Annotated in this window: 19 protein-coding genes and 1 pseudogene; 10 read left to right on the top strand and 10 right to left on the bottom strand. The window is 71.7% G+C overall.

The annotated features are described in order from the left end of the window. The first annotated feature begins 74 nt into the window (after positions 1-74). Both A3IG_RS30520 and A3IG_RS0119695 read left to right on the top strand, forming a co-directional pair. Positions 75-334: pseudogene (locus A3IG_RS30520) on the top strand (hypothetical protein). Beyond that, positions 331-711, top strand: a complete 381-nt coding sequence (locus A3IG_RS0119695; RefSeq protein WP_018385310.1) for a PIN domain-containing protein — start codon at positions 331-333, stop codon at positions 709-711. The pseudogene A3IG_RS30520 and the gene A3IG_RS0119695 overlap by 4 nt, the downstream one beginning before the upstream one ends. A 304-nt stretch (positions 712-1,015) precedes the next feature. Here A3IG_RS0119695 and A3IG_RS0119690 read toward each other — a convergent pair whose 3' ends face one another. Next, on the bottom strand, positions 1,016-1,468 hold the full coding sequence (locus A3IG_RS0119690; protein ID WP_018385309.1) for a hypothetical protein: 453 nt from the start codon (positions 1,466-1,468) through the stop codon (positions 1,016-1,018). A gap of 10 nt (positions 1,469-1,478) precedes the next feature. After that, positions 1,479-2,240, bottom strand: coding sequence for a hypothetical protein (locus A3IG_RS0119685; RefSeq protein ID WP_236719207.1), 762 nt, complete (start codon positions 2,238-2,240; stop codon positions 1,479-1,481). A gap of 215 nt (positions 2,241-2,455) precedes the next feature. Between A3IG_RS0119685 and A3IG_RS0119680 the strand changes: the two genes are divergently transcribed. The 3 genes from A3IG_RS0119680 to A3IG_RS32790 all read left to right on the top strand — a co-directional run bounded on the left by A3IG_RS0119680 (position 2,456) and on the right by A3IG_RS32790 (position 6,166). Further along, positions 2,456-3,190 carry a Crp/Fnr family transcriptional regulator gene (locus A3IG_RS0119680; RefSeq protein ID WP_026220445.1) on the top strand — a complete coding sequence of 245 codons (735 nt, stop codon included), beginning with the start codon at positions 2,456-2,458 and terminating at the stop codon, positions 3,188-3,190. 233 nt (positions 3,191-3,423) lie between these two features. Then, entirely contained in the window at positions 3,424-5,859 is a 2,436-nt protein-coding gene (locus tag A3IG_RS0119675; RefSeq protein WP_040911951.1) for an ATP-binding protein, read from the top strand. A gap of 61 nt (positions 5,860-5,920) precedes the next feature. Beyond that, positions 5,921-6,166 (top strand): hypothetical protein, encoded by a 246-nt coding sequence (locus A3IG_RS32790; protein WP_078500707.1) that lies wholly within the window; start codon positions 5,921-5,923, stop codon positions 6,164-6,166. A gap of 604 nt (positions 6,167-6,770) precedes the next feature. Here the strand turns inward: A3IG_RS32790 and A3IG_RS0119665 are convergent. The 3 genes from A3IG_RS0119665 to A3IG_RS0119655 form a co-directional block, all read right to left on the bottom strand. Beyond that, positions 6,771-7,244 (bottom strand): hypothetical protein, encoded by a 474-nt coding sequence (locus tag A3IG_RS0119665; protein WP_018385305.1) that lies wholly within the window; start codon positions 7,242-7,244, stop codon positions 6,771-6,773. Positions 7,245-7,561: 317 nt separating this feature from the next. After that, complete coding sequence (locus A3IG_RS0119660) at positions 7,562-8,392, bottom strand: NAD(P)-dependent oxidoreductase (protein WP_018385304.1); 831 nt, start codon at positions 8,390-8,392, stop codon at positions 7,562-7,564. Next, entirely contained in the window at positions 8,389-8,784 is a 396-nt protein-coding gene (locus A3IG_RS0119655) for a RidA family protein (protein ID WP_407701034.1), read from the bottom strand. The genes A3IG_RS0119660 and A3IG_RS0119655 overlap by 4 nt, the downstream gene beginning before the upstream one ends. A gap of 112 nt (positions 8,785-8,896) precedes the next feature. Here A3IG_RS0119655 and A3IG_RS0119650 point away from each other — a divergent pair, with 112 nt between their 5' ends. Both A3IG_RS0119650 and A3IG_RS0119645 read left to right on the top strand, forming a co-directional pair. After that, positions 8,897-9,802, top strand: a complete 906-nt coding sequence (locus A3IG_RS0119650) for a LysR family transcriptional regulator (RefSeq protein ID WP_018385302.1) — start codon at positions 8,897-8,899, stop codon at positions 9,800-9,802. A 112-nt stretch (positions 9,803-9,914) separates the two neighbouring features. Next, complete coding sequence (locus A3IG_RS0119645; protein ID WP_018385301.1) at positions 9,915-11,252, top strand: COG1361 family protein; 1,338 nt, start codon at positions 9,915-9,917, stop codon at positions 11,250-11,252. 399 nt (positions 11,253-11,651) lie between these two features. On the opposite strand, the gene A3IG_RS0119640 is transcribed toward A3IG_RS0119645, so the two are convergent. The 4 genes from A3IG_RS0119640 to A3IG_RS0119625 all read right to left on the bottom strand — a co-directional run bounded on the left by A3IG_RS0119640 (position 11,652) and on the right by A3IG_RS0119625 (position 17,567). Continuing rightward, entirely contained in the window at positions 11,652-12,380 is a 729-nt protein-coding gene (locus A3IG_RS0119640; protein ID WP_018385300.1) for a C39 family peptidase, read from the bottom strand. A 279-nt stretch (positions 12,381-12,659) separates the two neighbouring features. Beyond that, the gene (locus A3IG_RS0119635; RefSeq protein ID WP_026220442.1) at positions 12,660-14,687 is read right to left on the bottom strand and encodes a HelD family protein; all 2,028 of its coding nucleotides are present in this window, start codon (positions 14,685-14,687) and stop codon (positions 12,660-12,662) included. A 589-nt stretch (positions 14,688-15,276) separates the two neighbouring features. Beyond that, positions 15,277-16,269: an alpha/beta hydrolase gene (locus tag A3IG_RS0119630; protein WP_018385298.1), complete on the bottom strand. Its 993-nt coding sequence runs from the start codon at positions 16,267-16,269 to the stop codon at positions 15,277-15,279. Positions 16,270-16,307: 38 nt separating this feature from the next. After that, positions 16,308-17,567: a hypothetical protein gene (locus tag A3IG_RS0119625; protein WP_040911946.1), complete on the bottom strand. Its 1,260-nt coding sequence runs from the start codon at positions 17,565-17,567 to the stop codon at positions 16,308-16,310. 129 nt (positions 17,568-17,696) lie between these two features. On the opposite strand from A3IG_RS0119625, the gene A3IG_RS0119620 reads away from it, so the two are divergent. Then, positions 17,697-18,683: an ArsR/SmtB family transcription factor gene (locus A3IG_RS0119620; RefSeq protein ID WP_018385296.1), complete on the top strand. Its 987-nt coding sequence runs from the start codon at positions 17,697-17,699 to the stop codon at positions 18,681-18,683. A 172-nt stretch (positions 18,684-18,855) separates the two neighbouring features. Here A3IG_RS0119620 and A3IG_RS30515 read toward each other — a convergent pair whose 3' ends face one another. Then, positions 18,856-21,027: a ligand-binding sensor domain-containing protein gene (locus A3IG_RS30515; protein ID WP_157862310.1), complete on the bottom strand. Its 2,172-nt coding sequence runs from the start codon at positions 21,025-21,027 to the stop codon at positions 18,856-18,858. 167 nt (positions 21,028-21,194) lie between these two features. Between A3IG_RS30515 and A3IG_RS0119610 the strand changes: the two genes are divergently transcribed. After that, entirely contained in the window at positions 21,195-22,355 is a 1,161-nt protein-coding gene (locus A3IG_RS0119610; RefSeq protein ID WP_018385294.1) for an ROK family transcriptional regulator, read from the top strand. Between the two features lie 80 nt (positions 22,356-22,435). Further along, on the top strand, positions 22,436-23,701 hold the full coding sequence (locus A3IG_RS0119605) for a Gfo/Idh/MocA family protein (RefSeq protein ID WP_018385293.1): 1,266 nt from the start codon (positions 22,436-22,438) through the stop codon (positions 23,699-23,701). The last annotated feature ends 22 nt before the right edge of the window (positions 23,702-23,723 follow it).

Raw genomic sequence — 23,723 nt, 5'->3', positions numbered from 1 at the left:
CGTCGTTCACTGCCCAGAAAGCGGCGGGTACGGGTACGTACCCGTACTCTGATCTGGTGGGAAGGGGCACCGTCATGGCCGACGCCAACGTCAGAATCCCCGAGGAAGCCCGCGATCGGCTGGCCGCCGTCGCCGCCGCCGCCGAAGGCCTGTCCCTACGCGCCTACCTGGCCCGCCCCCCGAGACCGTGCTGACCCCCACCGAACGCGCCGAACGAGCAGAGAAAGCCAGGGCCGCCCTGCGAGCGTGGACCGGCTACGCGCCCAGCTCCGCGGAGGAAGCGGACCTGGACGACGAACTCGACCGCCGCCTCGCACAGGTTCAGCGCTCGTGACCGACGCCACGCACATCGTCCTGGACGAGACCGCCATGACCGCGGCCGGCACCGGTAACGTCCTCGCATCACGCCTCATCCACCGCGCCCACGCCGAGGTCGGCTGGTACCTCTACGCCCCGGCCTGTGCCCTCGTCGAAGCAGACCGCGCGCGGCCCGGCACCGCCGAGCACCTGGCCTCCCTGCCCGGAATCACCTTCCTCAGCCTCGACCTCCCGGCAGCCCTCGCCGTCGCCCAACACGCAACCTGGGCCCAGGCCCACGCACACCACGCCGCCCAACCCACAGCCGAGCGACCCGACGGCGCCATCATCGCCACCACCGTTCCCACACGGTGGGTCGGCGAACTCGTCCGCGTCCTGGACCTCAGTCCCTGAGCCGCCTCCGGACAGGTGCGTGACGCCGAGCCACGAGAGCGGAGGCGCCGCATCCTCGCCGCGGCGCGACGTCCCCGCCCACCAGGTCGTCGACGAGGAAGAACAACGAGGTCCGCCAGGTCCTCGCGTGACCTCCGTGACTTGGTCGGGGTGGTGCAGCGTCCCGTCCGGGTTCACGCTCAGATTGACCAGCAGGCCACGGCCGATGAATCGCAGCATGGACGGTCACGTTCGTCTTCTCGCCGTGCACCCGCCGGCGGACTCGCGAATCTCGACGCACCAACGCCAACCACGCACGAGCTCGTCAGGGCCTCTGGTCCGGATCGGACGTGGTGCCGGTCGCCTCTCGCGTCGTGTGGATGTCTCCGTGCTGAACGGCGAAGATCGTGCCTGAATCGCGGGCGGTGTTGTTCTGCTCCAGGACGACGACGCCGCGGCCGCTCGCGAGTGCTCCGTTGACCTCGGCCGCCAGCCGGGCCAAGGGCCCACGGCAGGCCGGATCACGGAGCAGCAGTTCGTGCAGTTCCCGGGCCCAGATCCCGCAGAGGGCCCGCCGGACGTCGTCGGGGGCTGATGTCGTCCGTACCAGGGTCGCCCCCTCCTCAAGTTGGGCGCCGACCAGGGCGGTACTGGCCGGGTCGCCCCGGCGGAAGAGGCCGAGGACGGCATCCCTGGTGCCCTGCCACAGGTCCGTGGCCATCGCCGCCACCACGGCCACGGCTCCCGCCTCGGCGAGCAGCAACAGTTCGTCGGTCACGTGGGCTCCTTCACTTCCGCCCGCTGATGCGGATCGTGCCGTTACCCACCGCGTAGATGACGCCGTGCCCCGAGGCCTTGCTGATCATCTTCGTGTTCCCGGCTGGCATGTCGTCGGCGGTACGGTCCCGGGCGGGCGGCCCACTGTCCTCCCCGGCCCTGTCGGCCCCACCGGTATTGCCGGGCATCGTCGTCTGGGCGGGCTCGGTGGCCTGCGGTACGCCGTACAAGGGCACGTGCAGCCAGGCGGACCCGGCGAACTCCATCTCCCTCACCTCGACGTGACGGAACGCGGCCGGATCGGCACCAGGCTGCCCCTGACACACCGCCGCCTCGTGGAAGTGCTCCGACACGAGGAGCGCGGTGGTTGCCTCCGGGGCCCGCGCCAGGGTGGTGCGGACCGGCTCGGCGTCGAGCAACCGGGCGAGGACTTCGAGCGGGCGGCCGACGACCGTGCCATCCGAACCGACCTGCACCGACCCAACATGCAGGGCCATCCGGAGGCGGATTCGCGTAGGCGCCCCGGCCAGCAGGTTGTGGGCCCGCAGGCGTGCAGTCAGCTCGTGGACAAGCGGATGGACCAGGCTCGTCTCGGGCGTCCCGGCCGGGGCCACGATCCGCATCCCGTCGCCGAGATCGTGGCGCAGGCACGCCTCCCAGTCGATGCCGCTCTGCGTGAACGACTCACGGAGAGCGATCGACAGAGCCTGTCGGATCTGCCGGAGTGCCACGTCACCGCGTCCCGACGAGCCCGCAATGTCCGCCGCGAACAAGGCTCGGTACTCCCACGTTTCTTCCATGCAGCCCTCCAAGCCGCGCCCTGCCGTGCCCGTGGTTCCACTGTGCCCGATTGAACCCGGCGGACCCCGTCGTAATACTGGTTCGGCTCGGCCCGGTGGATGAGCAGCCGTCGAATGCGGCTGAAACACCGGAAACCGGGTGTTCTGCGCCGCGATGGTAGCCCCGGGGGCGTGGGAGGCGAGGACACGTGGACGGCACAGCACCGCATCGGAGGGCGCCCGGCCGTACGCCCGCTGTCGAAGAGACCTGGCCCCCGTCGAGCCTGCTCGGCTCCCTCGCGGCGCCGGCCCGCGGACGTCTCCTCCAGCTGGGCGCGGCCAGGAGGTACAAAGCCGATCACGTACTGATGCGTGAGGGGGAGCAGACGGCGTTCGTCCTCGTCCTCCTGCATGGCGTGGTCAAGGCGACCGGACTCGCCCCCGACGGTCGGGACGTGCTCCTGGCGGTCCGCATGGGCGGGGACCTTGTCGGCGAGTTCGCCGCTGCAGACGGAGGCCCCCGGTCGGCTACGGTCACGACCTGCGGGGTCGTGGTCGCGCGGGCCGTCAGCCGGGAGGACTTTCTCGCCTGCACTCGCGACGACCCCGGCATCGCCCGTGCGGTTAACGCGGCCGTGGTCGCGAAGGTCCGGGTCGCCAACACCCATCGCGTCGACTTCGCTGGCTGCGACGCCGCCACCCGGCTCGCACGTGTGCTGCATCAGATCGTGATGACCCACGGCGAGAGGTCTGGCTCGGGAGCGGTGATCCGCTGGCCGATCACCCAGCCGGAGCTCGCAACCCTGTCCGGTACGGCGGAACCCACCGTGCAGAAGGTACTGCGCAGGTTTCGCCAGGCAGGAGTGATCTCCACCGGTTACCGCACCGTACGGGTGGAGGATCTCGACCGGCTCAGCGACCTGGCCTTCCGCGAACAGCCCTGAGCTCGCCCAGCGCCTGAGCCTGCTCGGCCGAGTGCGGAGCAAGTTGGCAGAAACAGTCATACGACGGATTCGTGTGTCGGGACGCTCATTAACCTCGCCTACCTGAAACAGAGTCAGTTGGTCCCAAGCAAGTGACCAGCTGCTGGCTGTTTCCACGGTATTTCGGAGACCGCGGCATCGTGACGAACCCCTCAGGCGCAGCCGCACTCCACGAACGGGAAGAGTGGAGAGCCATGGCAGAGACGGACGGCTTCGTGCGGGTACCGCACGGGCCCGCCCCTGATACGGACGACGCGCCGACGCGCGGCGCCCACCGCATTGACATCGCCGGGGACGCGTCGGGAACCGTGATTGCGGGCAACCACAACGTGGTGATCGGCGCTCACGGCTCGACCGTGAACCTGATCCGCCCTCAGGAACGCCCCAGGCCAGTGCGCCGGGAACGGGTCGCGCTCGTGCCCCGGAGGCAGCGAGAACCGGTTGGCCGCGAGGGGGATCTGGAGGAGCTGGAGGAAGCCCTGCGCGGGCACGGAGTGGTGCAGCTGTGGGGGCCGCCAGGCGTGGGCAAGAGCACCCTGCTGCGGCATGCGGCCCGCTGTCTCGAACCCGGACGAGACGGGGTGCTGTTTCTCAACGGGGCACATCGTGAGGCCGAGGATCTCGCCCAGGAGATCTTCGAAGCCTGCTACGAGGCTTCGGGCTACGCGCCGACGGGACCGGAGCTGCGCCGGTTGATGGCCGGGATTGAGGTCACGGTGTACATCGACGACGTGGACCTGACGCCCGAGAGGATGCGGCTGCTCGCGGACGCCGCATCCGATGCGACGTTCGTCTTCGCGAGCCGGGAGCGCTCCATGCTCGGGGAGAGCGCGGACCTGGAGCTTCGAGGGCTGGGCCGCGCAGCGGGACTCGGTCTGCTGGAGAGGGAGCTGCGGCACCCCTTGCCCGCGGCCGAACGTGCCGCGGCCGAGGAGCTGTGCACGGTGTCGCTGGGCCGGCCTCTGCTGCTGCTGCGTGCGGCCAGACTGGCCCGGCTTGATGCATCGGGCGCGATCAGGCTGCCCCGGCCGGCTGCGATCGACGGCCTGGTGTCGCTGCTGCTCGACCGCCTCGACCCGGCGGCCACACGCGCCTTGCACCTGCTGGCGACGCTGGGCGACGCGGAGGTGGACCCCGAACACGTCGGTGTCCTGTGTGGAACTCCCGAACCGCAGACGGTATGCGGCCGGTTGGTCGAACTCGGTTTGGCGTCGGTCACGGAGCGCGGCTACCGGAGCATCGCCGACGTGATGCCGGAGGTGCGTCGCCGGTTCCAGGAGCCGGTTCCCGCGGACCGGCTGTGCGACCACTTCGCCCGCTGGGCTGTACTCCCGACCACCACGCCGGCCCAGGTGGCCGATCACGGGCGCGCGTTGGAAGTGGTAGCCGAGCTGGCTTTGTGGAAGGGCCGGGCCGACCTCGCCGTGCAGTTGGCACGGGCCGTCTCGCCCTTCCTCGCACAGTCTCTGCGGTTCGGAGTGTGGGGTCGGCTGCTCGATCAGGGCCAGAACGCCGCGCGGCGGGCCGGTGACGCGACGGCCAATGCCTACTTCACCCACGAGAAGGCCATCAGGTGTCTGTTGATCGGCCAGCGGGCGGTGGCCGCGGTGCTCCTGGCCGAGGCGTTGGTGCTGTGGCGGCAGCTGGGCGACCGTGAGGGCGTCAACGCCGCGCTCAATGCCCAGCAGTACACCCCGCCGCCGTCCTCGGCAGTACCGGACACCGGGCTGCCGGATGACGGCCCTGGGGCGATGCCCGGGAACGACCCTGGTACGACGGCGAACCCTGACCCGGGCACGACGGCAGGGCCAGGCTCCGGCGCGGATGCCGGAGCCGATCCCAGTGCGGGGTTCGGGTCCGATCCGGGTGGGGCGTCAGGGGCCGACCCCGGCAACTGGGCGTGGCACCACCCTGGTGCGGCACCTGCGGCCGACCCCAGCAGGGCAGCGGCCGGGCACGCGGGTGCACCGCCCGGGGCGGACTTCGGGGCAGGGCAGGGAACAAATCCCTGGACCGCGCCGAATCCGGCGGCTGACCCCACGACCCACCTCGTCACCCACTCCTCCAGCGCGGCTGCCACGGGGGGAGCTGCGACGGGGGGCGGTGTCGCCGCCACCACGACCACCGCACTCTGGGCGAGCGTGATCGCCGTCGCCGTCGGTGCGATCGTCGCGATCGTCATCGGGGCGGGTGTCTACCAGGCACTGACGTCAAGTGATCGAACCTCCTCGGCCTCTGTCTCCGATTCTGGCTCTGACCCTGATTCTGGCTCTGTCCCCGATTCTGGCTCGGACTCGGACGTGACTGAGGCATCCCCCGACGAACTCGCAGGGCGCTGGCGGGACGAGGGGGGCGATGTTTTCGACATCTCGAAGTCGGATGACGGGTCGTACCAGTTTCGGACCGAAGGGGGCTGCGGTGAAACCGACAACGTGATCACCGGTAGCTCCGGCAGCTACAGCGGCACGGTAACGAGGTGGTACCAGACCTGCGAAGTGGCCTACGAAGAGCAGTGGTCGATCGACGTCGCCGCCGACGGCTCCAGCGCCGACGTCACGGTGACTGCGCCTTCGATCGCCCAGTCGGAGTGCGTCACCTGCGGATTCGAGACGTGGACCCGCATCTCCTGAACCACGACGTCACAGCAGTGCGCCGGGCGAACCGGCCGAACAGGACGAAGGACACACACCCATGCCGCCTTCCACAGGTGACCAGTACACGATCCGCATCGGGGGAGACGCCTCAGGCCCCGTCGTGGCTGGCCACGACAACCAGGTAGAAGTCCACCAGCCCGGCGAATCCGACGCTGACGCCGGAGCGACCCAGAAGACCACCGTCCGGGACCACGGCACCTCCTACACCGTTATGAGGGGAGAACTGAACATCCACCACGGCGCCCCCGGCCGGTCATCAGAACCCGAACCAGAAGAGAACTGAACCGCAAGGGCGAAGACAGGCGGCAGGTCCCTGCCCGGGGGCGGGGACCTGCCGCCGTCACGCCTCTGCCGACCACCGGTGGCCGGACTGGGTGTGGCGCTCCGGTGGGGAAGACGAGCAGGGGGACCGGCCAAGAGAAGGAAGGTGCCGTCACAGACCCACCTGGGGTGCGGGTCGAGGACAGCGACGGGCCGCCAGGCGGTTGACGAGAAGGATGCCGCCGGCGTCCCAGGGGTCACTGAGGCTGAAGCCTGTCGTCACTGCTCGTCGGCGAGGGCCCGTCGAGCCCCGGTGAAACCGCAGAGGCAGCTTTCGAGGCCCGGCGGTGGGTCGTGTCTCGGTTCGCAAAGTTGGTGCCTTGGCAGTAACCCCCAGTGGGGGCGTCCGGCGCGCGGGGATCGTGTCCGCGGCCAGCGGTCCCGGGTCGCGGGTCACGGGAGCGGGTTTGGGTACGCCCCGGGGTGCCCGGTCTGGCCTGGACGGTCCGGTGCCCGCACCCATCGCTCTGGTGGGAGTGGGTGCTGCCGTCCGACGCCGGATGGACGCGCGGTCCCTCCAGCAGGCGGGCCGACCCCGGCGGGGGAGGGGACCCCCGCGCGGGAGGTCAGGTGTTGGCCTGCCTGACCAGGTCGGCGATGCCCGTCCGCCGGAAGTTGAGGCCACACTTGGGACACCAGACCGTGCGTGGGATGCGCACGGCCTTTTGGCACGACGGGCACGACAGGAACATCCCGTGCGGCGGGAAGTCGTCCTGCGCGAAGGCCAGGTCTCCGTCGCAGTGCGGGCACGCAACGACCTGCACCATGCCCCGGGTCTGCCCCTCCAACTCACAGCCGGCGCACGCCAGTCCCTCGGAACTCCCCGGACCGTGCAGGGCGAACCTCTCCCGCAGCCGTTCGTTGAGGTCGGGCAGCAGGCGTTGGCAGGGCGCGCAGACCATGTCCGGTTCGAAGACGAACGTCACCTGCCGGCAGTCGGTGCACGGCGCGGTCAGGGACCCGCTCCGCAGCACCTCCACGACCACGGCTATCGCGACGAACTCGCGGTCCTCGCTCCCGCACGCCGGGCACGTCGGCACGGGGTCCGCCTCGCCAGCGGTCCTGTGGCACCCGGTGCACGCGGCCTCCCCGCCACCGTGCCCGTCCTGTTCCGGAGGGGGCGGCGGGGTGGGAGGGAGTGGCGATCTGCGGCGAGAGCGGAGCCAACGGAGAACCATGACGTGAGGGTCGCGCCTGACACTCCGGATGTCGACCCGGTGAACGCGACACGGACCCGCTGCCTCCGCGCCGTCAGCGCCGTTGGGGCCGGTCAACGATCGTTGGACTGAGCCCCTGGCAGTCCACCGGGCGACCGCACCGGCAAGGGCCGGGGCCCCGGCTGGCGACCGTGGCCGCCTCAGGCCTGACCCATCGCGGCGACGTCCAGGTGGCCGTCGTGTTCCGCGGCGCGGGCGATCAGGGCCCCGGCGGCCTCCGCCATGACCAGCGGCGCGTCGGCGGCGGACGCGGCCAACGCCAGGTCCTTGGCCAGCGCCGCCAGGGTGAAGTCCGCATCGCCGTAGTCGCCCTGGGAGAGTCGTTCGCGTTTCCTGGCCACCAGGGGGCCGCACACCCCGTTCTGGAGGACGTCCAGGACGTCCTCCCGGTCCAGGTCGAGGGCGCGGCCGAGCCGGACCGCGTCGTGGAGTGCCGCTACCGTGGTGCCCAGGGCCAGGTTGGCGACGAGCTTGAGTGCCGAGGCGCTGCCCACCGGCCCCACGTGCTGCCGGCGGCCGGCGTGTGACCAGGCCCTCAACACCGGTTCGGCGTCGGCCGCGTCCTCCTGCGCCCCGCCGGTGAGGACGTGCAGCGCCCCGCGGCGCACCGCGGGCACCGACCCGAGGACCGGCGCCTCCAGGTACCGCAGGCCGGCGCTGGCGGCACGCCGAGCCAGAGCGCGGGACTCGTCAGGCGAGAGCGTGGTCGCATTGACGACCAGCGTGCCCGGGGCTGCCCCCGGGGCCACGCCGGCCCCGCCGAAGAGCACCTCCTCCGCTGCTCGGCCGTCGAAGACCACGATGACCACGGCCTGGGCCTCCCGCGCCGCATCGCCCGGCGTCGCTGCGGTGCGCGCACCGTCCACCCGTGCGGGAGTACGGTTCCACACGGCGACCTCGTGCCCGTCACCGACCAGGGCGGCGGCGAACGCCGACCCCATGCGGCCCAGACCACAGACCGCGACCCTCACCGCGCGACCTCGGGGACCAGGGCGAGCGCCTCCACCTCGAGCAGCAGGTCCGGGCGGAAGAGGGCAGCCACCTGGACCGCGGTGCTGGCCGGGGGACGCCGGGTGTCCACGTACTGGTCCCGCGCCGCGCGGACAGCCGGCAGGTGGCCGATGTCGGTCACGAAGTAGGTGAGCTTGACGACGTCGTCGAACGTCGCGCCGGCCGCGGCGAGGCAGCGGCGCACGTTCTCGAAGACCTGGCGTGCCTGCGCCTCGGGATCACCCGCCCCGACCGTGTTTCCCCGTTCGTCCAGCGCCACCTGGCCGGACAGGACGACGAGGCGGCCGGTCCCGGTCACGACGTGGGTGTATCCCGTGCCCGGCAGGACTCCCTCGGGCGCTGACACGTGCATGAGTGGTGTTTCTGTCACGAGCGGCATTCTGCGGGCTGCCGAGCCCTGCCGCCAGCGCATATCGAGCAAGGGTGCCATGCCTGTTGGGAATGGCTGCGCATAGGGTGGCCCCATGGACATCACCGCGCTGCGCTCGTTCCGCGAGATCCACCGCCAGGGCTCGATCAGCCTCGCCGCGCGCGCCCTGGACTACACGCAGTCCGCGGTCTCCCGGCAGATCGCCGGCCTGGAGTCCAGCCTGGGCGCGACCCTGCTGGAACGGCATGCCCGCGGCGTCCGGCTCACCCCCGCCGGGGAGTTGCTGCTCACCCACGCCGCCGTGATCCTGCAACGCGTCGAGCACGCGGAACGGGAAGTGGCCGCCCTGCACGAGCGGCCGGCCGTCCGCCTGCGGGTCGGTGCCGTCGCCAGCGTCTCCGCCACCCTGCTGCCGCAGGCGCTGACCGCGCTGGCCGCCGAGGTGCCCGAGGCCCACGTCACCTTCTCGGAGGACTTCACCCCGCTGCTGTTGGCCCGGCTCCACGACGGGGACCTGGACGTCGTCGTCGTCACCGACTACCCGCCCGGCATCTCGGCCCGTCCCGGCATCACCCTGACCCACCTGCTCGAGGAACCCCTGGCCTGCGTACTGCCACGGCGGCACCCGCTCGCCGGCCGCGACACGATCGACCTCGCCGACCTGGCCGGGGAGACCTGGGTGGAGGACCACGAAGGCGCCGCATCCGTCCTGACCCTGGCGTGCGCGAAGGCCGGGTTCACCCCTCGCATCGACATCCACTGTGGAAGCTGGCTCGGCAAGCAGGCTTTCGTGGCGGCGGGCCACGGCGTCGCCCTGACACCCCGCCTGCTGGCACCGACCCTGCGCGGTGACGTGGTGGCCCGCCCCCTGGCCGACCCGCCGCACCGCAATGTCTATGCCGCGACGCGTTCCCGCCCGGTGCCGCATGCCGCACACCCCTTCGTCCGCGCCCTCCAGCGCACCGTGACCGCCCACGTGCGGGAGCCGATCGACCACTGACGCGGGCCGCCGCAATTCGGTGGACACCCCAACGCGCGGGCGCCCATCCTGATCGACACCTGGCGCGCCGGACACCCGGCGCGCCCCATCCGTCACACCCGTGGAGGGAACCATGAGACCCGTCCCGTTAGGACGCACGCTGCGCCTGGGCGTCTGTGTCACCGCGGTCGCCGGCCTGCTCACGGTCGGCCTGGCCGCACCTTCGTTCGCGGACGAGCCGGAGTACGACTCGCTGTGGATCGCGGCACCGTACGAGCAGACGTTGCCCCTCGGCACGGACGGCGGGACACCGCAGTCCCGTTCGGTGGACGTCGGCATCACCCACTCCAACGACTACTACACGGTGACCGACGGTCAGGTCACCGTGGACATCTCGGGGCTCGCGGGGGTCGCCGAGGTGACCTGGCCGGCGAACTGCGTGCCGAGCGGAACGACCGCGGTGTGCGCCGTCCCCGAGGTGCCCGTGTCAGGCGGCACGGAACAGATTCACCTCACCGTCCGGGCGGCCGACGGCGCGGCGGCCGGGGCGCAGGGCACGATCACCTACGAGGCGACGGCCACCGGCGGCCCCGACGGCACGCTCACCGCGTACCCGGAGGAAACCACGCTCACGGTCGTCTCCGGCCCCGACCTGGTCCTCGACGCCGTCCCCTGGAGGACGGAGGGCGCGCCCGGCGACCGCGTGGCGTTCCCCGTCCGGCTGACCAACAACGGGAACGAGAGCGCGCACGGCATCACGGTGAAGCTGCTGGCCTCGTACGGCCTGACCGAGCTGACCCAGTACGACGCCTGCACGTACACCAGCTCCCCCGGTGGCCAGTACGCACCGTCCACCCGTGCCACCTGCTCCTTCGACCAGGTCCTCGCCCCCGGCGACTCCTTCGAACTGCCCGCGCCCTTGGGCGTGACCCTGGCCCAGCACGCGCTGAACGAGCGGCTCGACATCACCGTCGAGCCGGGCGACGGCGCCGCCGACCTCGTGTCCCGGGACAACTTCGCTGCGGCGCAGATCGGCGCCGACAACACCGCGGACTTCTCGGTGATCGGCGACGAGGTCTCCGGCGCGGCGGGCCAGACGGTCACGGCCCGGCTCACCTTCAAGAACAACGGCCCCGCCTGGTTCGGCAACCTGGGCTCCGGCGCCCCGGCCGCCTACGTCCGGCTGATCGTGCCCAGCGGCACCACGGTGACCGCTGCCCCGACCGAGTGCCGTCCGCGCACCCTCTCCGGCGGCTACTACCCGCAGCGGACGGGCGCGCCGCGCTACGACTGCGCCCTGCCGTACTGGGTGTTGGAGGACGCCGAGCGTTCCTTCGACCTCTCCCTCCGGATCGACACCGCGACACCCGGCACGACCGGTGCGGTCAGCGTCAACTCGGAGTACGACGAGTTCCCGTTCGACTTCGACCCGGACTTCACGAACAACACCGCCGAGCTGACCGTCAACTGACGGCCCCGAGGTGACGGGGCACCGGTCCCGTTCCGTGGTCGTCGTACCTCCGCGGTCGGTGCTCGTCCTGCCCACGGTCCGAGGGGAGTCCCCGCGGCTCCCCTCGGACCCACCTCGCCGATCCGAGGGACCGCTTCGGCGGCGCCGTGGGCGCCACGGGGGAGTTCGGCGGGTTCCCTCCGTTGCCCCCGGGCTCCCGTGGGCGGAGAAGAGGGGTTCGACCGGACAGTTCCTGGGCGCCGCGCCCAACGGTCGAGCCGTCCTACCGACCCCGCACCGTCTCTTGCGGAGGCAGCTTTCCGCGTCGCCCACGGCATGTCCCGCCGGGGACTACCGGGGCCTGGCACGGTACGACGGCGGCGGCACCCAGCCTCGGGGGCTGGTTCCGCGGCCGGGGGTTCAGGCCGAGTAGCCCTTCGGCGGGATCAGCGTGGCGAGCTGGTCGAAGGTGAGCCAGTAGATCTGGTAGCCGCCGAACGAGGCGGGGTCGGCGATGAGGACGGTGCGCTGGGCGTCGTCGTAGCCGATCACGGTGAAGTAGTGGTAGATCGTTTCGTTGGGCGGGTAACCGGGCGGCTGGTTGCCGGGCGGGGCGACGATGTTCGCCACGATCGGGTAGTTGTTGTCGATGTCCAGCACGACATCGCGCCAGAGCAGGTCTCTCTGGGCCTGCGTCGGCGGGTCGTCGGGCATCCGCTTGGTCTCGTACCAGCCGGTGCCGAGGTTGGCGTTGAGCACGCCGGTCACCTGGCTGATGTCGTCGGTGCCGGCCTCGGTGGTGCCGAGCTGCGCCGCGAGGACCGCCTGACTGGGCGGGGCGACGCGGGCGGACAGGGCGATGCGGGTGGCCGCGGGACCGCACCAGTAGCCCGTCTCCTGGACCTGGTAGTCGATCTCGAGGATGCGGGCCGTGGCGGTGTGCACGGCCTCGGTGCGCAGCCGGGTGCCGGGCACGTCCTGCCCGCTGACCACGGCGGTTCCGGCGGCCGACCCCCGGGCCAGCACGGACACCGGGGCGGCGCCGGGTCCTGTGAGGTCCCGTGCGGCGGCCGGCGCGGTGAGCGCGGTGAGGGCGGCGGTCGTGGTGAGGGCGGCGGCGAACGCCGTCGGGACGGTTCTCCTGCGCATCGGGGCTTCTCAAGCTGGCGTCCGGGCGGTGCGCCGGGCGGCTCCCGGCTAATGGCCGGTACACGTCAACAACCCGGGACGTGTCAACAATGGCCCGGGGGTCGCCTGCCGTGCCCCCCGCCCTTTCGACGTGGGCCGAAATCCCCAGGTTCGAGACGGTCCGGTCCATCTCCCTGCGGCGTGGCGGGGTAATCGCCGAGGCGAGCCCCCAAGGGCCACGGGATTGCGGGCGGGTGGGCTCGCGAGGCCACGGACGACGACGGCGCGGGCGCCGAGCCGTCAGGCGGGCTGGACGGTGATGGTGCAGAGGCGCTTGGTGGCCCGGGTCAGGGCTACGTACAAGTCCTTCTCCCCACCGGGGCGGGCCGTGATGATTTCCTCGGGGTTCATGACGATGACTCCGTCGAATTCCAGGCCGCGGGTTTCGGACGCCGGCACGACCCGTGCGTGGTGAGCGATGCCCTGTGCCGTCAGCTCGCTCACCCTGGTGTCCGCGCAGATCACTCCCAGAAGCTCGCCCGGGTGCGCGGTGCTCTGGGCGTGGAGTTCCTGGGCGACGGCGGTGACCAGCCCGTCCGGAGGTGTGGTCACGGTGCGGGGGCGCTCACCGTTGCGCAGTGACCGCGTGGGCTTCTGGTCCGGAGCGATCCGCGTGAGCAGGTCCCGGACGCTCTCCAGGATCTCCTGCGTGGTGCGGTAGCTGACGGTCAGGTTGTGCAGTTTGAACCGCGGTCCGACGTGGGGGCTCAGTGCTTCCTTCCAGTCGCGTGCCGTCGCGACCGGGCCTGCCTGGGCGAAGTCACCCACCAGCGTCATCGCCCTTGCCGGGCAGCGGCGGACGATCATCCGCCACTGCATGGCGGTCAGTTCCTGCGCCTCGTCGACGACGACGTGCCCGTACGTCCGCTCGGGAGGGCCGTCGACCAGGCTCGCCGCCTCGTCCAGCAACGGCACGTCGGCATCGGTCCACGGGGCGTCCGGACCGCGCAGCAGAAGGGACCGCTCGTGCGCGGTCAGGCGGGGCAGGTGCTCGGCGAGAGCGCCGGCGTCCGTCAGGAGCGCCTTCACGAGGTCACCGGGTACCAGCCGCGGCCACAACACCTCGACCGCTCGGTCGACGCCGGCGTCGTCGAGGAGATCGGCTCGGATGGCGTCCACGTCCAGTTCGTGGACCGGACCCGAGTCAGCCGCACCCTCGACACGGCGCTGGGCGGCTCCCGTGAACCGGTCGAGGTTGATGCCCGTCATCTTCTCGGAGTCGGCGTCGATCTGCTCCAGGATGTCGCCCATGTCTCGTTGCATCGCGTCGGTGACGGCGTCGACCAACAGCTCTTTGAACACCTGGCGCGCCGGGTTGTGCCCCTGTGCGGCCGTCACGGCGGCGTCGCGTGCCGCGGCGACCTCCTCGCCGGAGAGGTGAACCAGTTCCCGTCCGACGCGCACGGTGAAGTCACCGGCGGGGGCTTGGTGCGCGCGCAGCAGGCCGGCCAAGGCGTCGGCGAGGTCGGAGCTGCCCTTGAGACGCGACGTGGCGAACGGGTCCACCGTGTCCGTGGGCACTCCGGCCAGCTCCCGGCAGGTCGCCAGAACGACGTCGTTCTCTCCGAGCGAGGGAAGGACCTGGGAGATGTAGTCGAGGAACCGGGCGTTCGGGCCCACCACCAGGACACCCTCCTCCGCGGCGCGCGGGAACGCGTACAGGACATAGGCCGCCCGGTGCAGGGCGACCACCGTCTTGCCGGTGCCGGGCCCGCCCTGCACCACGGTCACGCCGCGGTGGGGGGAGCGGATGATCTCGTCCTGCTCGGCCTGGAGCGTCGAGACGGCCGCGTACATCCTGCCCGTGCGCCGTGCCGACAGAGCCTCGGTCAACGGGCCGTCCCCCACGGCGTCCTCGTCGGTCGGGGCGGTCCCGTCCAGCAGTTCGTCGCTCACCGAGACGACCGTGCGCTCCTCGAGGCGCAGGTGCCGGCGCCGCCGCAGGCCCATCGGGTGGACCGGTGTCGCCTCGTAGAAGGGCCGCGCCGCGTTCGCGCGCCAGTCCACGAGCAGAGGCAGGTCATCCTCCTCCGTGTGCAGCCCGATCCGCCCGATGCGCAGGGCCGTGCCATCCGTCCAGTCGATGCGCCCGAAGACCAGCCCCTTTTCGGCGCCCTCCAGCCGGCCGATTTCCTTGGCCAGTCGCTCGGCGGCGATTTCTCTCTCGTATGCCTCATCGGCGCTGTCCGCCGGGGCCTTCAGCAATTTCGCTCGGTGTGCTCGCGCCTCGGAAAGCCGCTCGGTGAGCAACTCGTACAAGGAGGACACATAATCCTGCTCCGATGCAACGGCGCGCGCAGCGGGATCATTCGTTTTCGACAACAGGGGGCTCCTTCAATTCGAGCCACACCGTACGGTCAAAGTTCTCCAAAGGTAAGTCTTGACTTACCTGGTGAAGCCATATCTCCACGACTGAGTCCATGACGGCTGACCGTACGGCGTAGCGTGCCTTCCTCCCTTCCGTATGTCGCTGATCGCGCTCCCGATGCCCGCCTGCCTCATGGGCGAACCCGCCCCGATGCCGGCGATGCCCTGCCGCGCTCGGGAGGGGCCGCGGGCCATCCGCACCGCCGTCGCCGACCTCATGCCCGAGCACACCGACGACCGCCAGGACACCCCAGCACGGAGACCACGGTCACCCTGGCCGCTGCCAGCCGCTCGACGCCCCCTCGGTGATCCCGGCCCGGCGCGGGGTGCGCCGCGAGTACGAGAACCGCGTCAGCACCCTCGGGACCGGGACCCCGTGGCGAGCCGTCGGAACTTCGAGATCATCCCGTGGCGCCCCTTCTGGGCCCACCTCGGCGGTCCCCCTGGCAGGGGGACGGGAGCGGCGGACGTGGGCGGGGGACGACGGGCCCTACGCCTTGCGGAGCCGGGCGATGATGCCGTCGAGGTCGCGGCGGAACATGTAGTCGCGGAAGACGTGGCCGCCGGGCTCCTCGTACCACTCGTGCGGGATTCCCGCGCCGCCGAGCAGCCCGCGGAACTCCCGCTGACCGGCGAGAACCTGGGTCTCGTTGACCCAGTCGGCCCAGTTGACCGGGTCAGGACTCGTGCCGGCGACGAGGAAGACCCGCTTGTTGCGGTAACTTCCGAGCCGCTCGACCGGGTTGTCGGCACTGACCCGGGCCTCGTCCCACAGCGGCGCGCCGTAGACCGTCCCGCCCGCGAGGTCCGCGGCAGCGGAGGTGACGTTGGCCCAGTGGACGACGAGACCCGCGTCGCGACGCAGGCTGGCCGGGCCGGAGTGGGAGCTCACCGAGGCGAAGTGGCCGTAGTACTTGGCGGCGTACTTCAGCGCTCCGAAGCCGCCCATGGAGAACCCGGCAACGGCGCGGCCGTCGTACTCCGCGTAGGTACGGAAGTTGGCGTCGATCCAGGGGAGTAGCTGGGTGATGTGGAAGGTCTCCCAGTTCCGGGGGCCGGTGTTGGAGCTGACCGGGTTGGAGTACCAGCCCGCGTGCCCTCCGTCAGGCATCACGACGATGATCGGCTTGCCGGCGGTCCAGGCGCGGACGCCCCAGCGGTCGAAGGTGATGAAGTCCTGGTCGAGGCCGCCCCCGTGGAACAGGTACAGCACCGGGTACCTGCGTCCGCTCCCGTGGTAGCCGTCCGGCAGCAGGACGTTCACACCCGGGTCCCAACCGATCGCGTCCGTCGCGAACCGGTAGTACCACATGCGGGCGTCGTTCTCGTTGCGGTCCACGATGCGCAGCCCGAAGCCGTCGCCGGCCGCGTGGGCCGCCGACGCCGACGTGACCACGCCCCCGGCACCGAGGGCCATCGCCGCGGAGAGTCCGCCGGCTGCCTTCAGCACACCTCGGCGGGTGGGACGGTGCTCGCTCACCATGACCTCCTGCTGGGAAGGGGTTCTTCCGGGTGAAGTGCTCAGCACTCGGGGACGCCGGGGAGCCAGGCGTCCTCGACGTCGATGAAGATGTTCGAGACGTAGCCGCCGTAGTCGGGCAGGTAGGACCAGGCGTCGTTGGTGATGCCGTCGTAGGTGATCCGTTCACCGTGCGCCTGGCACTCCACCCGCACCCGGGCCGCCGGCGGCAGCGTGGTCAGCGTGGCCGACGCGGTGGTGGGCTGCTGGCGGACCCGCACGTCGCTGCCCCAGGTGGGGAACCAGGTGCCGGCCTGCTCGCCGGTCCACAGGAAGGTGACGTCCACCCAGCCGTTGTCGTTGAGGCCGACGTTGTAGAAGGTGCCGTCGGCGAGGTCGATGCCCGCGGGGTTCGCGACGCGACGGCCGAACTCGTCCAGGCCACCGTTGTAGCCCTCCAGGTAGGCCGCCTGCGCCTCGGGCCTGCCCTGCGGCAGGTCCCACCACATCTCGCGCTGGTCCGCGGGGTTCCAGTAGTCGTCGCGGGTGTTCCACGGTCCGACGTCCCACACCGGCGCGGTCTCGCACCGGGCCGGGCCGCACACCTCGACCGCGTAGTCCCAGCCGTCCTTCGGTGACAGCCCGCGCCGGGAGGGGAGCGCCACGAAGTGGTCGTCCGGCTGGATGACGTGCCCGTTGGCGGTGGTCCCACCCACCAGGCCCTCACGGGTGGCGAACAGCCGGTACGTCACCGGCGCGGTGACCGCCCGGGTGCCGGGGGAGCCGTCGGTGTCGGCCGTCAGTGCCAGGCCGTGCACGCGGACGAGCCCGGACGGGTCCCGCAGGGTGAGGCGGACCTGGACGGTGGTGACGGCGTGCGGGAGGCGGGCGACCGCGCGGTCGCCGGAGCTCGCCCGGTGCCACTCGGTCCACCGGGCGTCACGGTCCCTGCCCCGCACGTCGACCACCACCGCGGCGCCGTCCGGGACGTCCGCGTCGAGTGCGGCCGTGACCCGGTTGACCGGCCGCGTCAGGGTGCGGGGGGTGAGCACCTGGCTGCCGTGGCCGGCGCCGCCCAGGGAGGCCGTCCGCTGGTCGGGCGCGCGCAGGCGCAGGCTCCCGTGGGCATGGCGGACGTTGACGTCGTCGGCGTCCACGTCGGACAGGTCCGCCTTCCAGTGCACCGCGGGCGCCGGGGCCACCGGGCGACCCGGGTCGGCCGCCGCGGCCGCCGCGGGTACCAGCGCCACGTCGAGGACGGCGACCCCGGAGAGCAGCAGCACTGTCCAGCGGCGACGTGAACGTGAACGTGTTCCTGGCATCTGCAGAACCCCTCTCGTTCGTCCCTGTGCCGCGAGCACCGGATGGTAGGGACGCGACGCGACGAAGGTGACCGGGTTCTTCCGGCTCAGTCGAAAATCCCAGGTGGGGGCGGCCGTTACCCTTGGGCCATGGCCGGTGTGCTGCGCATCCACTTCAGCGACCGCGACTTCCGGCACGTGCAGGTGACGAAGACTGCGGACGCGGTGTGGGAAGCGATACTCGGGCTGCACGTGCTCACCACGCCTCCGGCCCGGCTCCCCGACCGGCTGCGGTCCTGGCGGCGGCGGGCGGTGGGGCGGCTGCACGGTGACGACCTGCGCGCGGCCTGCGGCCTGCTGCGTGACCTGGCGCCGGCGGACGCCGCCTACTTCCCCGACTTCCTCACGCCGGCCGAGTCGGAGGAGGGGATGTCGGCGGCACTGCGGACGTTGCGCGCCACACCGGGCGCCCGGCTGGCCCGCGAACTGCGGGAGGCGGCCCGGTACCGGGCCATGCCCGCGTGGACCCGACGGCTCGCCTCGGGGGACCGGGCCCTGCTCGGCCAGGTCGCCGACGCCGTGCAGCACTTCCACACGCGGCTGGTCGCCCCGGACTGGAGCGAGGTCGAGGCCACCATCGCCGCGGACCGCGCGTGGCGGATGGACGCGCTGGAGGGCGGCATGGTGGCGATGCTGGAGACGCTGGCGCCGTTCGTGTGGCGGGACCCGGTGCTCACCGCGCCGTACCCGGTGGACTCCGACCTCCACCTGCGGGGCCGTGGCGTTCGGCTGGTCCCCTCCTTCTTCTGCCACACCACGCCGATCGCGATAGCCGACCCCAACCTGCCGCCGGTGGTGGTCTACCCGGTCCGCAGGCAGCCGCAGGAGCCACGGGACGCCGCCCGCCACTCGGCCGCGCTCGCCGCCCTGCTCGGCACGGGTCGCGCCCGTGTGCTCGGGGCGTTGACCGCCACCTTCACCACCGGCTCCGTCGCCGCCCGCCTCGGCATGCCGGCGTCCACCGTCAGCGGTCACATGAAGGTGCTGCGTGGTGCCGGGCTGGTGCACAGTGAGCGGGTAGGCGCGCACGTGGTGCACCGGCTGACCAGCCGTGGCCGGCACCTGCTCGGGCGCTGAGGAGCGTCACGGGCCACCGGCGGAGGAGGACGGCGGGTCCGCGCGGCGCCGGGGGCGTTCCGGGGACGGGCCGAGCCCCGCCCGGACCGGTCCCGAACCCACCGTGGGGAGGACGGCGGCCGGTCCGGGCCGGGCGGGGGCTCCCGCGCCGGGGACACCGGCGCGGGAGGGTTCAGCTCACGGGCTGGTACGCCCGGGTGCGGGTGTCGGCCCGGGGGGCGGCGGCCTCGACGTCGGAGGTGCCCTCCAGGTCGTGCCGCACCGGGATCATCCGCAGCCGTGCTTCCTGGTCCCCGCCGAGGAAGTAGACGTTCTCCCGCCCCTCGGCGTCACGAGCCAGGGTCATGAAGGTGATCTCCTCCTCGGGGTCGCCGAGCGTCAGGTGTCCCATGGTGTGCGGGTCGACGACGGTGAGCTTGTTGGCGACGTTGGTGTAGAGCAGGCCGTCGGAGCCCCAACGCAGGTAGATGGGGCGCCAGAAGCCGTAGTTGCGGACCTCGGGGTAGATGTTGCGGTACTTGACGACCTTGTGGTTGTGCGGGTTGAGGGCGAAGACGAAGCCGTCGGCCGCGCCCCACAGCAGTCCGTCACGACCGAAGGTGAGGCCACTGATCATCGGGGGGGTGTCCAGGCCGGGGAGGTCGAGGGTGAACTCGGTGACCTTGCGCTGCTCCTGGTCGTCCCAGACGAAGATCTTGGCTTCCTTCTCGGTGGGGGCGGTGCCCAACCCCCCGTGGATGGTGGTGGACCCGTAGATGTACCGGCCGCGCTGGGCGAGCCCGACCACGCTCTGGTTGTGGACGATGTCGCGGTAGGTCCGCCTGGTGTCGGTGGCGGGGTCGTAGATGGTCATGGCGCCGCCGAGCCGGCCGTAGTCGGGGATGGTGCCGATGAGCAGCCTGCCCTCGTGGGCCGTCATGACGTACGGGCGGTCCTGCTCCTCGCCGACGCGGAAGAGCGTCTGGACCGTCGGGGTGCCGTCGGCCCTGGGCCGGATGGCGGAGATGATCCCACCCGGGTAGATGCCGGCGTACATCGTGTCACCGAGACCCACCATGCCCTCGGCCTGTCCCATGGGGAAGGTCGTGGTGCGGCCGGTGCGGGGGTCGAAGCGGGAGCCGGTCCCCCCGGGGTAGCCGCTCATGTACAGGGTGCCGTCGGGCGCCCGCTCCAGTTGGTGGAGCGGGTTCGGCGAGCCCTGCACGACCGAGGGGAACGACTTCTGGCGTCCCGAGGAGACGTCGAACGCGGTGATGGTGCCGTTGCTCTGCATGGTGACCAGCGAGGTGCCGGTCAGGTCGGGGTCGTTGAGGTCCACCCAGGCGGCGCCCCGCAGGGACGTGCCGTAGGGGATTCCGGTGGACCGGGAGTCCAGGGTGGCGGTGTCGATCTCGTGCAGCATGCGGTTGTTGGTGACGTAGACCTTGCCGTCGCGCGACTCGAGTTGGTTGAACGAGAACACGCCGGCGTCCGTCGGGGCGGTCTTGCCCACGGACTTCTCGCTCCAGCGGCCCTCCGCGAGGTCGTAGAAGAGCAACGTGTACTGCGTACCCGCGAACTTGACGAACAGCCAGCCGTCGACGACGGCCATGTCGTAGGCGAACGGCACGTCCTGCGCGGACACGCCCAGCAGCTCCGGCACCTGGTCGGAGATCTTCGTCTTGGCGCCGGTGGCGACGTCCAGCCGGATCACGTCGCCGACGGAACCCGTGCCGGCGTAGAGGAAGCCCTCGTGGTAGGCCATGGAGCGCACATAGCTCTGCCCGGGGACCATGGGGCCGTAGTCGTGGAAGGCCCGGCTGTCCGGGTCGTAGCGGAAGACCTTGCCGTTGGGGAAGGTGCCGAGGTATACGCGGCCCTGCGGGTCTGTGGTCATGGCCCAGGGCGAGGACTCGCCGGGCACCGTGCCCAACTCGTGGACCTGCTTGTCCACCGGGCTGTAGCTCCACAGCTCCGCGCCGGTCCCGTCCGTCATGGCGGCGATGTAGACGGTGCCGTCGGGGGCGATGGCGTGCCGCCACACCTGTTCCACGCCGGGGAGGGGCAGGGCGCGCAGCAGTCGGTTGTCGAGGATGTCCACGACGTTGAAGACCGCGGTGTCGCCCGCGGCGGTGGTGTAGATCGTCGGGCGGCCGTCCTCGTCGCCGACCACGGCGTCGGTCACGTTGCGGGTGTACTGCTGCACCCCCAAGTCGGTTTCGGGGCCGAACCAGGCCGGATTGGGTGACGCGCCGCCGCGGCCAGCGCCGTCGGCAGCGGCTCCTGCCGCGGACGGAAGCACCAGCGCCAACACGGCGAGCAGCAGGACGAGGAGCTTCGGGGGGGAGTGTCTGGGCACTGCCATCACACCGTTCTTACTTATGGGGAAGTACCTGTTAACTAGGTCCCAGGCGAGCGCTTGTTACGCGCTATATGACAGGGTTGTCCGTCGCTGAGCTCTTGACTCGCGACGTATTCTCCTAGAGCATCCAATTACTGCTGACGAGGAACACCGTGTCAAGGGGGTCGTGCATGCAGGAACGGCAGGCGACGGGCGGCGATCTGGCCATGCTGCGCCGACAGAACGCCTTCGGGGTGCTCCAGGCGCTGCGGGCCTCGGCCGAGCCGGTGACCCTGACCGAGCTCGCCTCCCGCGCCGGCCTGTCCCGGGCCTCCGCGGAGGACCTGGCGGCCGAACTCACCGAACAGGGCTGGGCCGTCGAGGTGCCCCCGGCCCCCGGGTCGGTCGGCCGGCCCGCACGCAGGTACCGCTTCCGGGCCGAGTGCGGCTACGTCCTGGGGCTCGACATCGGGGCCTACCGGGTGCTGGCCGCACTCGCCGACCTCGGTGGCAACGTGGTCGCCACCGCACGCCGGCCGGTGCTGCCCGAGACCACCCGGGACCGACGCCTGGAGGCCGTTGACGAGGTCGTCACCGACTGCCTGACCGACGCCGGGGTGGAGGCCCCGCAGGTGTGGACCACCGCCGCGGGCACCACGGGCGTCGTCGGGGCGCACGGCGAGGTCACCCTGTCCGGGGCCGCCACCGACTGGACGGGTGTGCCGCTCGCCGACCACCTCGGGGACCGGTGCGCCGGAGCGGTGCTCGTGGACAACGACACCCGGCTGGCGGCGCTGGCCGAACGGCGCCTCGGTGCCGCCCGCGAGGCACAGCACTCGGTGTACGTCCACGCCGGTCTGCACACCAGCGCCGCCCTCATCATCGGCGGCCAGGTACACCGGGGCCACGGTGGAGCGGCGGGCGAGATCGGAGTCCTCCCCATCACCCCGTGGGCCACGGCCGCCGACCGCCTGGCGCGGTGCGGCGCCGTGCCGGCGGGGGTGCCGTACCGGGAAGCCGCGGCGCACGTGCTGGGCGCGGCCCGGGCAGGCGACGCCGCCGCCCTCAGCGCCGTCGACCGCTACGCCAGTGACCTGGCGCTCGGGCTGGCCACCATGGTGGCCACCATCGACCCCGAACTGGTCGTGCTCGGCGGTGGTCTCGCCCACTCGGCGGACGTGCTGCTGCCCCGCCTCCGCGACCGCCTGGGACCCCTGTGCGTCCGTACCCCCGACCTCCGGGCCTCCCCGCTCGGAGACGACCGGGTCGCCCTCGGCGCCATCCGGTGGGCCATCGACCACGTGGAGACGACCTACCTCGCCCGCAACGAACGCCCCGACACCGACCGTTGACCACCCCCGTCACCGGGGCGCCACCGGCAACCACGTGAGCGCCCCCACCGACCCCTCCCCTCGAAAGGCGTGGAACGGCCATGAGCCCTGCGCGCGCGTCCGCGACGCCGCCCCACCGACCCGTCACCGTCGCGCTCGTCGGCGCCGGCAACCGCGGCCTGGTGTACACCGACTGGATCAAGGCCAACCCCGAGCGGGCCCGGCTCGTCGCGGTCGCCGACCCGCGGCCGGCGGCTCGTGCGGCGGTCGGCGCTCCGCTGGCCTTCGACGACTGGCGGCCGTTGGTGCGGGAGCGGGTCGCCGACGCGGTGATCGTTGCCACCCAGGACCGTCAGCACGTGGAGCCGGTCCTGGCGCTGGCCGAGGCCGGCTACGCCGTCCTCGCCGAGAAGCCGCTCGCTCCCACCGAGGACGAGGTCCGCCAGATCGTGGAGGGCGTGGAGAAGACCGGTGTGCTCTTCGCCGTCTGCCACGTCATGCGGTACACCCCCTACACCGACCTGGTGAAACAGGTGGTGGACTCCGGGGTGCTCGGCGAGCTCGTCACCATCGACCTCCTGGAGCCGGTGGGCTGGTGGCACTACGCGCACTCCTACGTCCGGGGNCCGTGGCGCAGCGAGCGGGAGTCCTCACCGATGCTGCTCGCCAAGTCCTGCCACGACCTGGACTGGCTCGCCTACGTCACCGGGGGGCGCATCGAACAGGTGGCCAGCTTCGGCGGACTGAAGCACTTCCGGCCCGGCAACGCGCCAGCCGGGGCCACCGACCACTGCCCTGAGTGCCCGGTGGAGGCCGGGTGCCCCTACTCGGCGCTGAAGCTGTACCCCCCGCTGCTCCGCGAGCACGGCACGGTGTGGCCCGTGGGGCACGTGGTGGACACGGCCGACGAGGCGGAACTGGCCGTGGCGCTACGGCAGGGGCGGTACGGGGAGTGCGTCTACCTCGGCAACAACGACGTGGTCGACCACCAGGTGCTCGCGATGCGGCTCTCCGGCGGGATCACCGCCACCTTCACCATGACCGCGTTCACCGAGCAGACGCACCGGCAGACCCGGATACACGGCTCCCACGGGTGGCTGCGCGGTGACGGCGAACGGGTCACCGTGCAGGACTTCCGCACCGGGAAGACCACCGTGCACACGGTGGAGCACAGCGGGTCCACCACCGCCGATGGGCACGGTGGTGGTGACGCCGGGTTGGTGGAGGCGTTCGTGCGGGCGGTGGCCACGGGTGATGCGTCGGTGGTGCGTTCTGGTACGGCGGTGTCGTTGGGGAGTCACCTGGCGGCGTTCGCCGCGGAGCGTGCCCGGCGTTCGGGGACGGTGCAGGTGGTGCCCGAACGGTGACGCCCGGCCCGGGCCGCGCGGC

Origin of the sequence: Wenjunlia vitaminophila DSM 41686, assembly GCF_000380165.1 — a bacterium.
GTDB lineage: Bacteria > Actinomycetota > Actinomycetes > Streptomycetales > Streptomycetaceae > Wenjunlia > Wenjunlia vitaminophila.
This window is presented reverse-complemented; position numbering and strand designations above follow the sequence as displayed.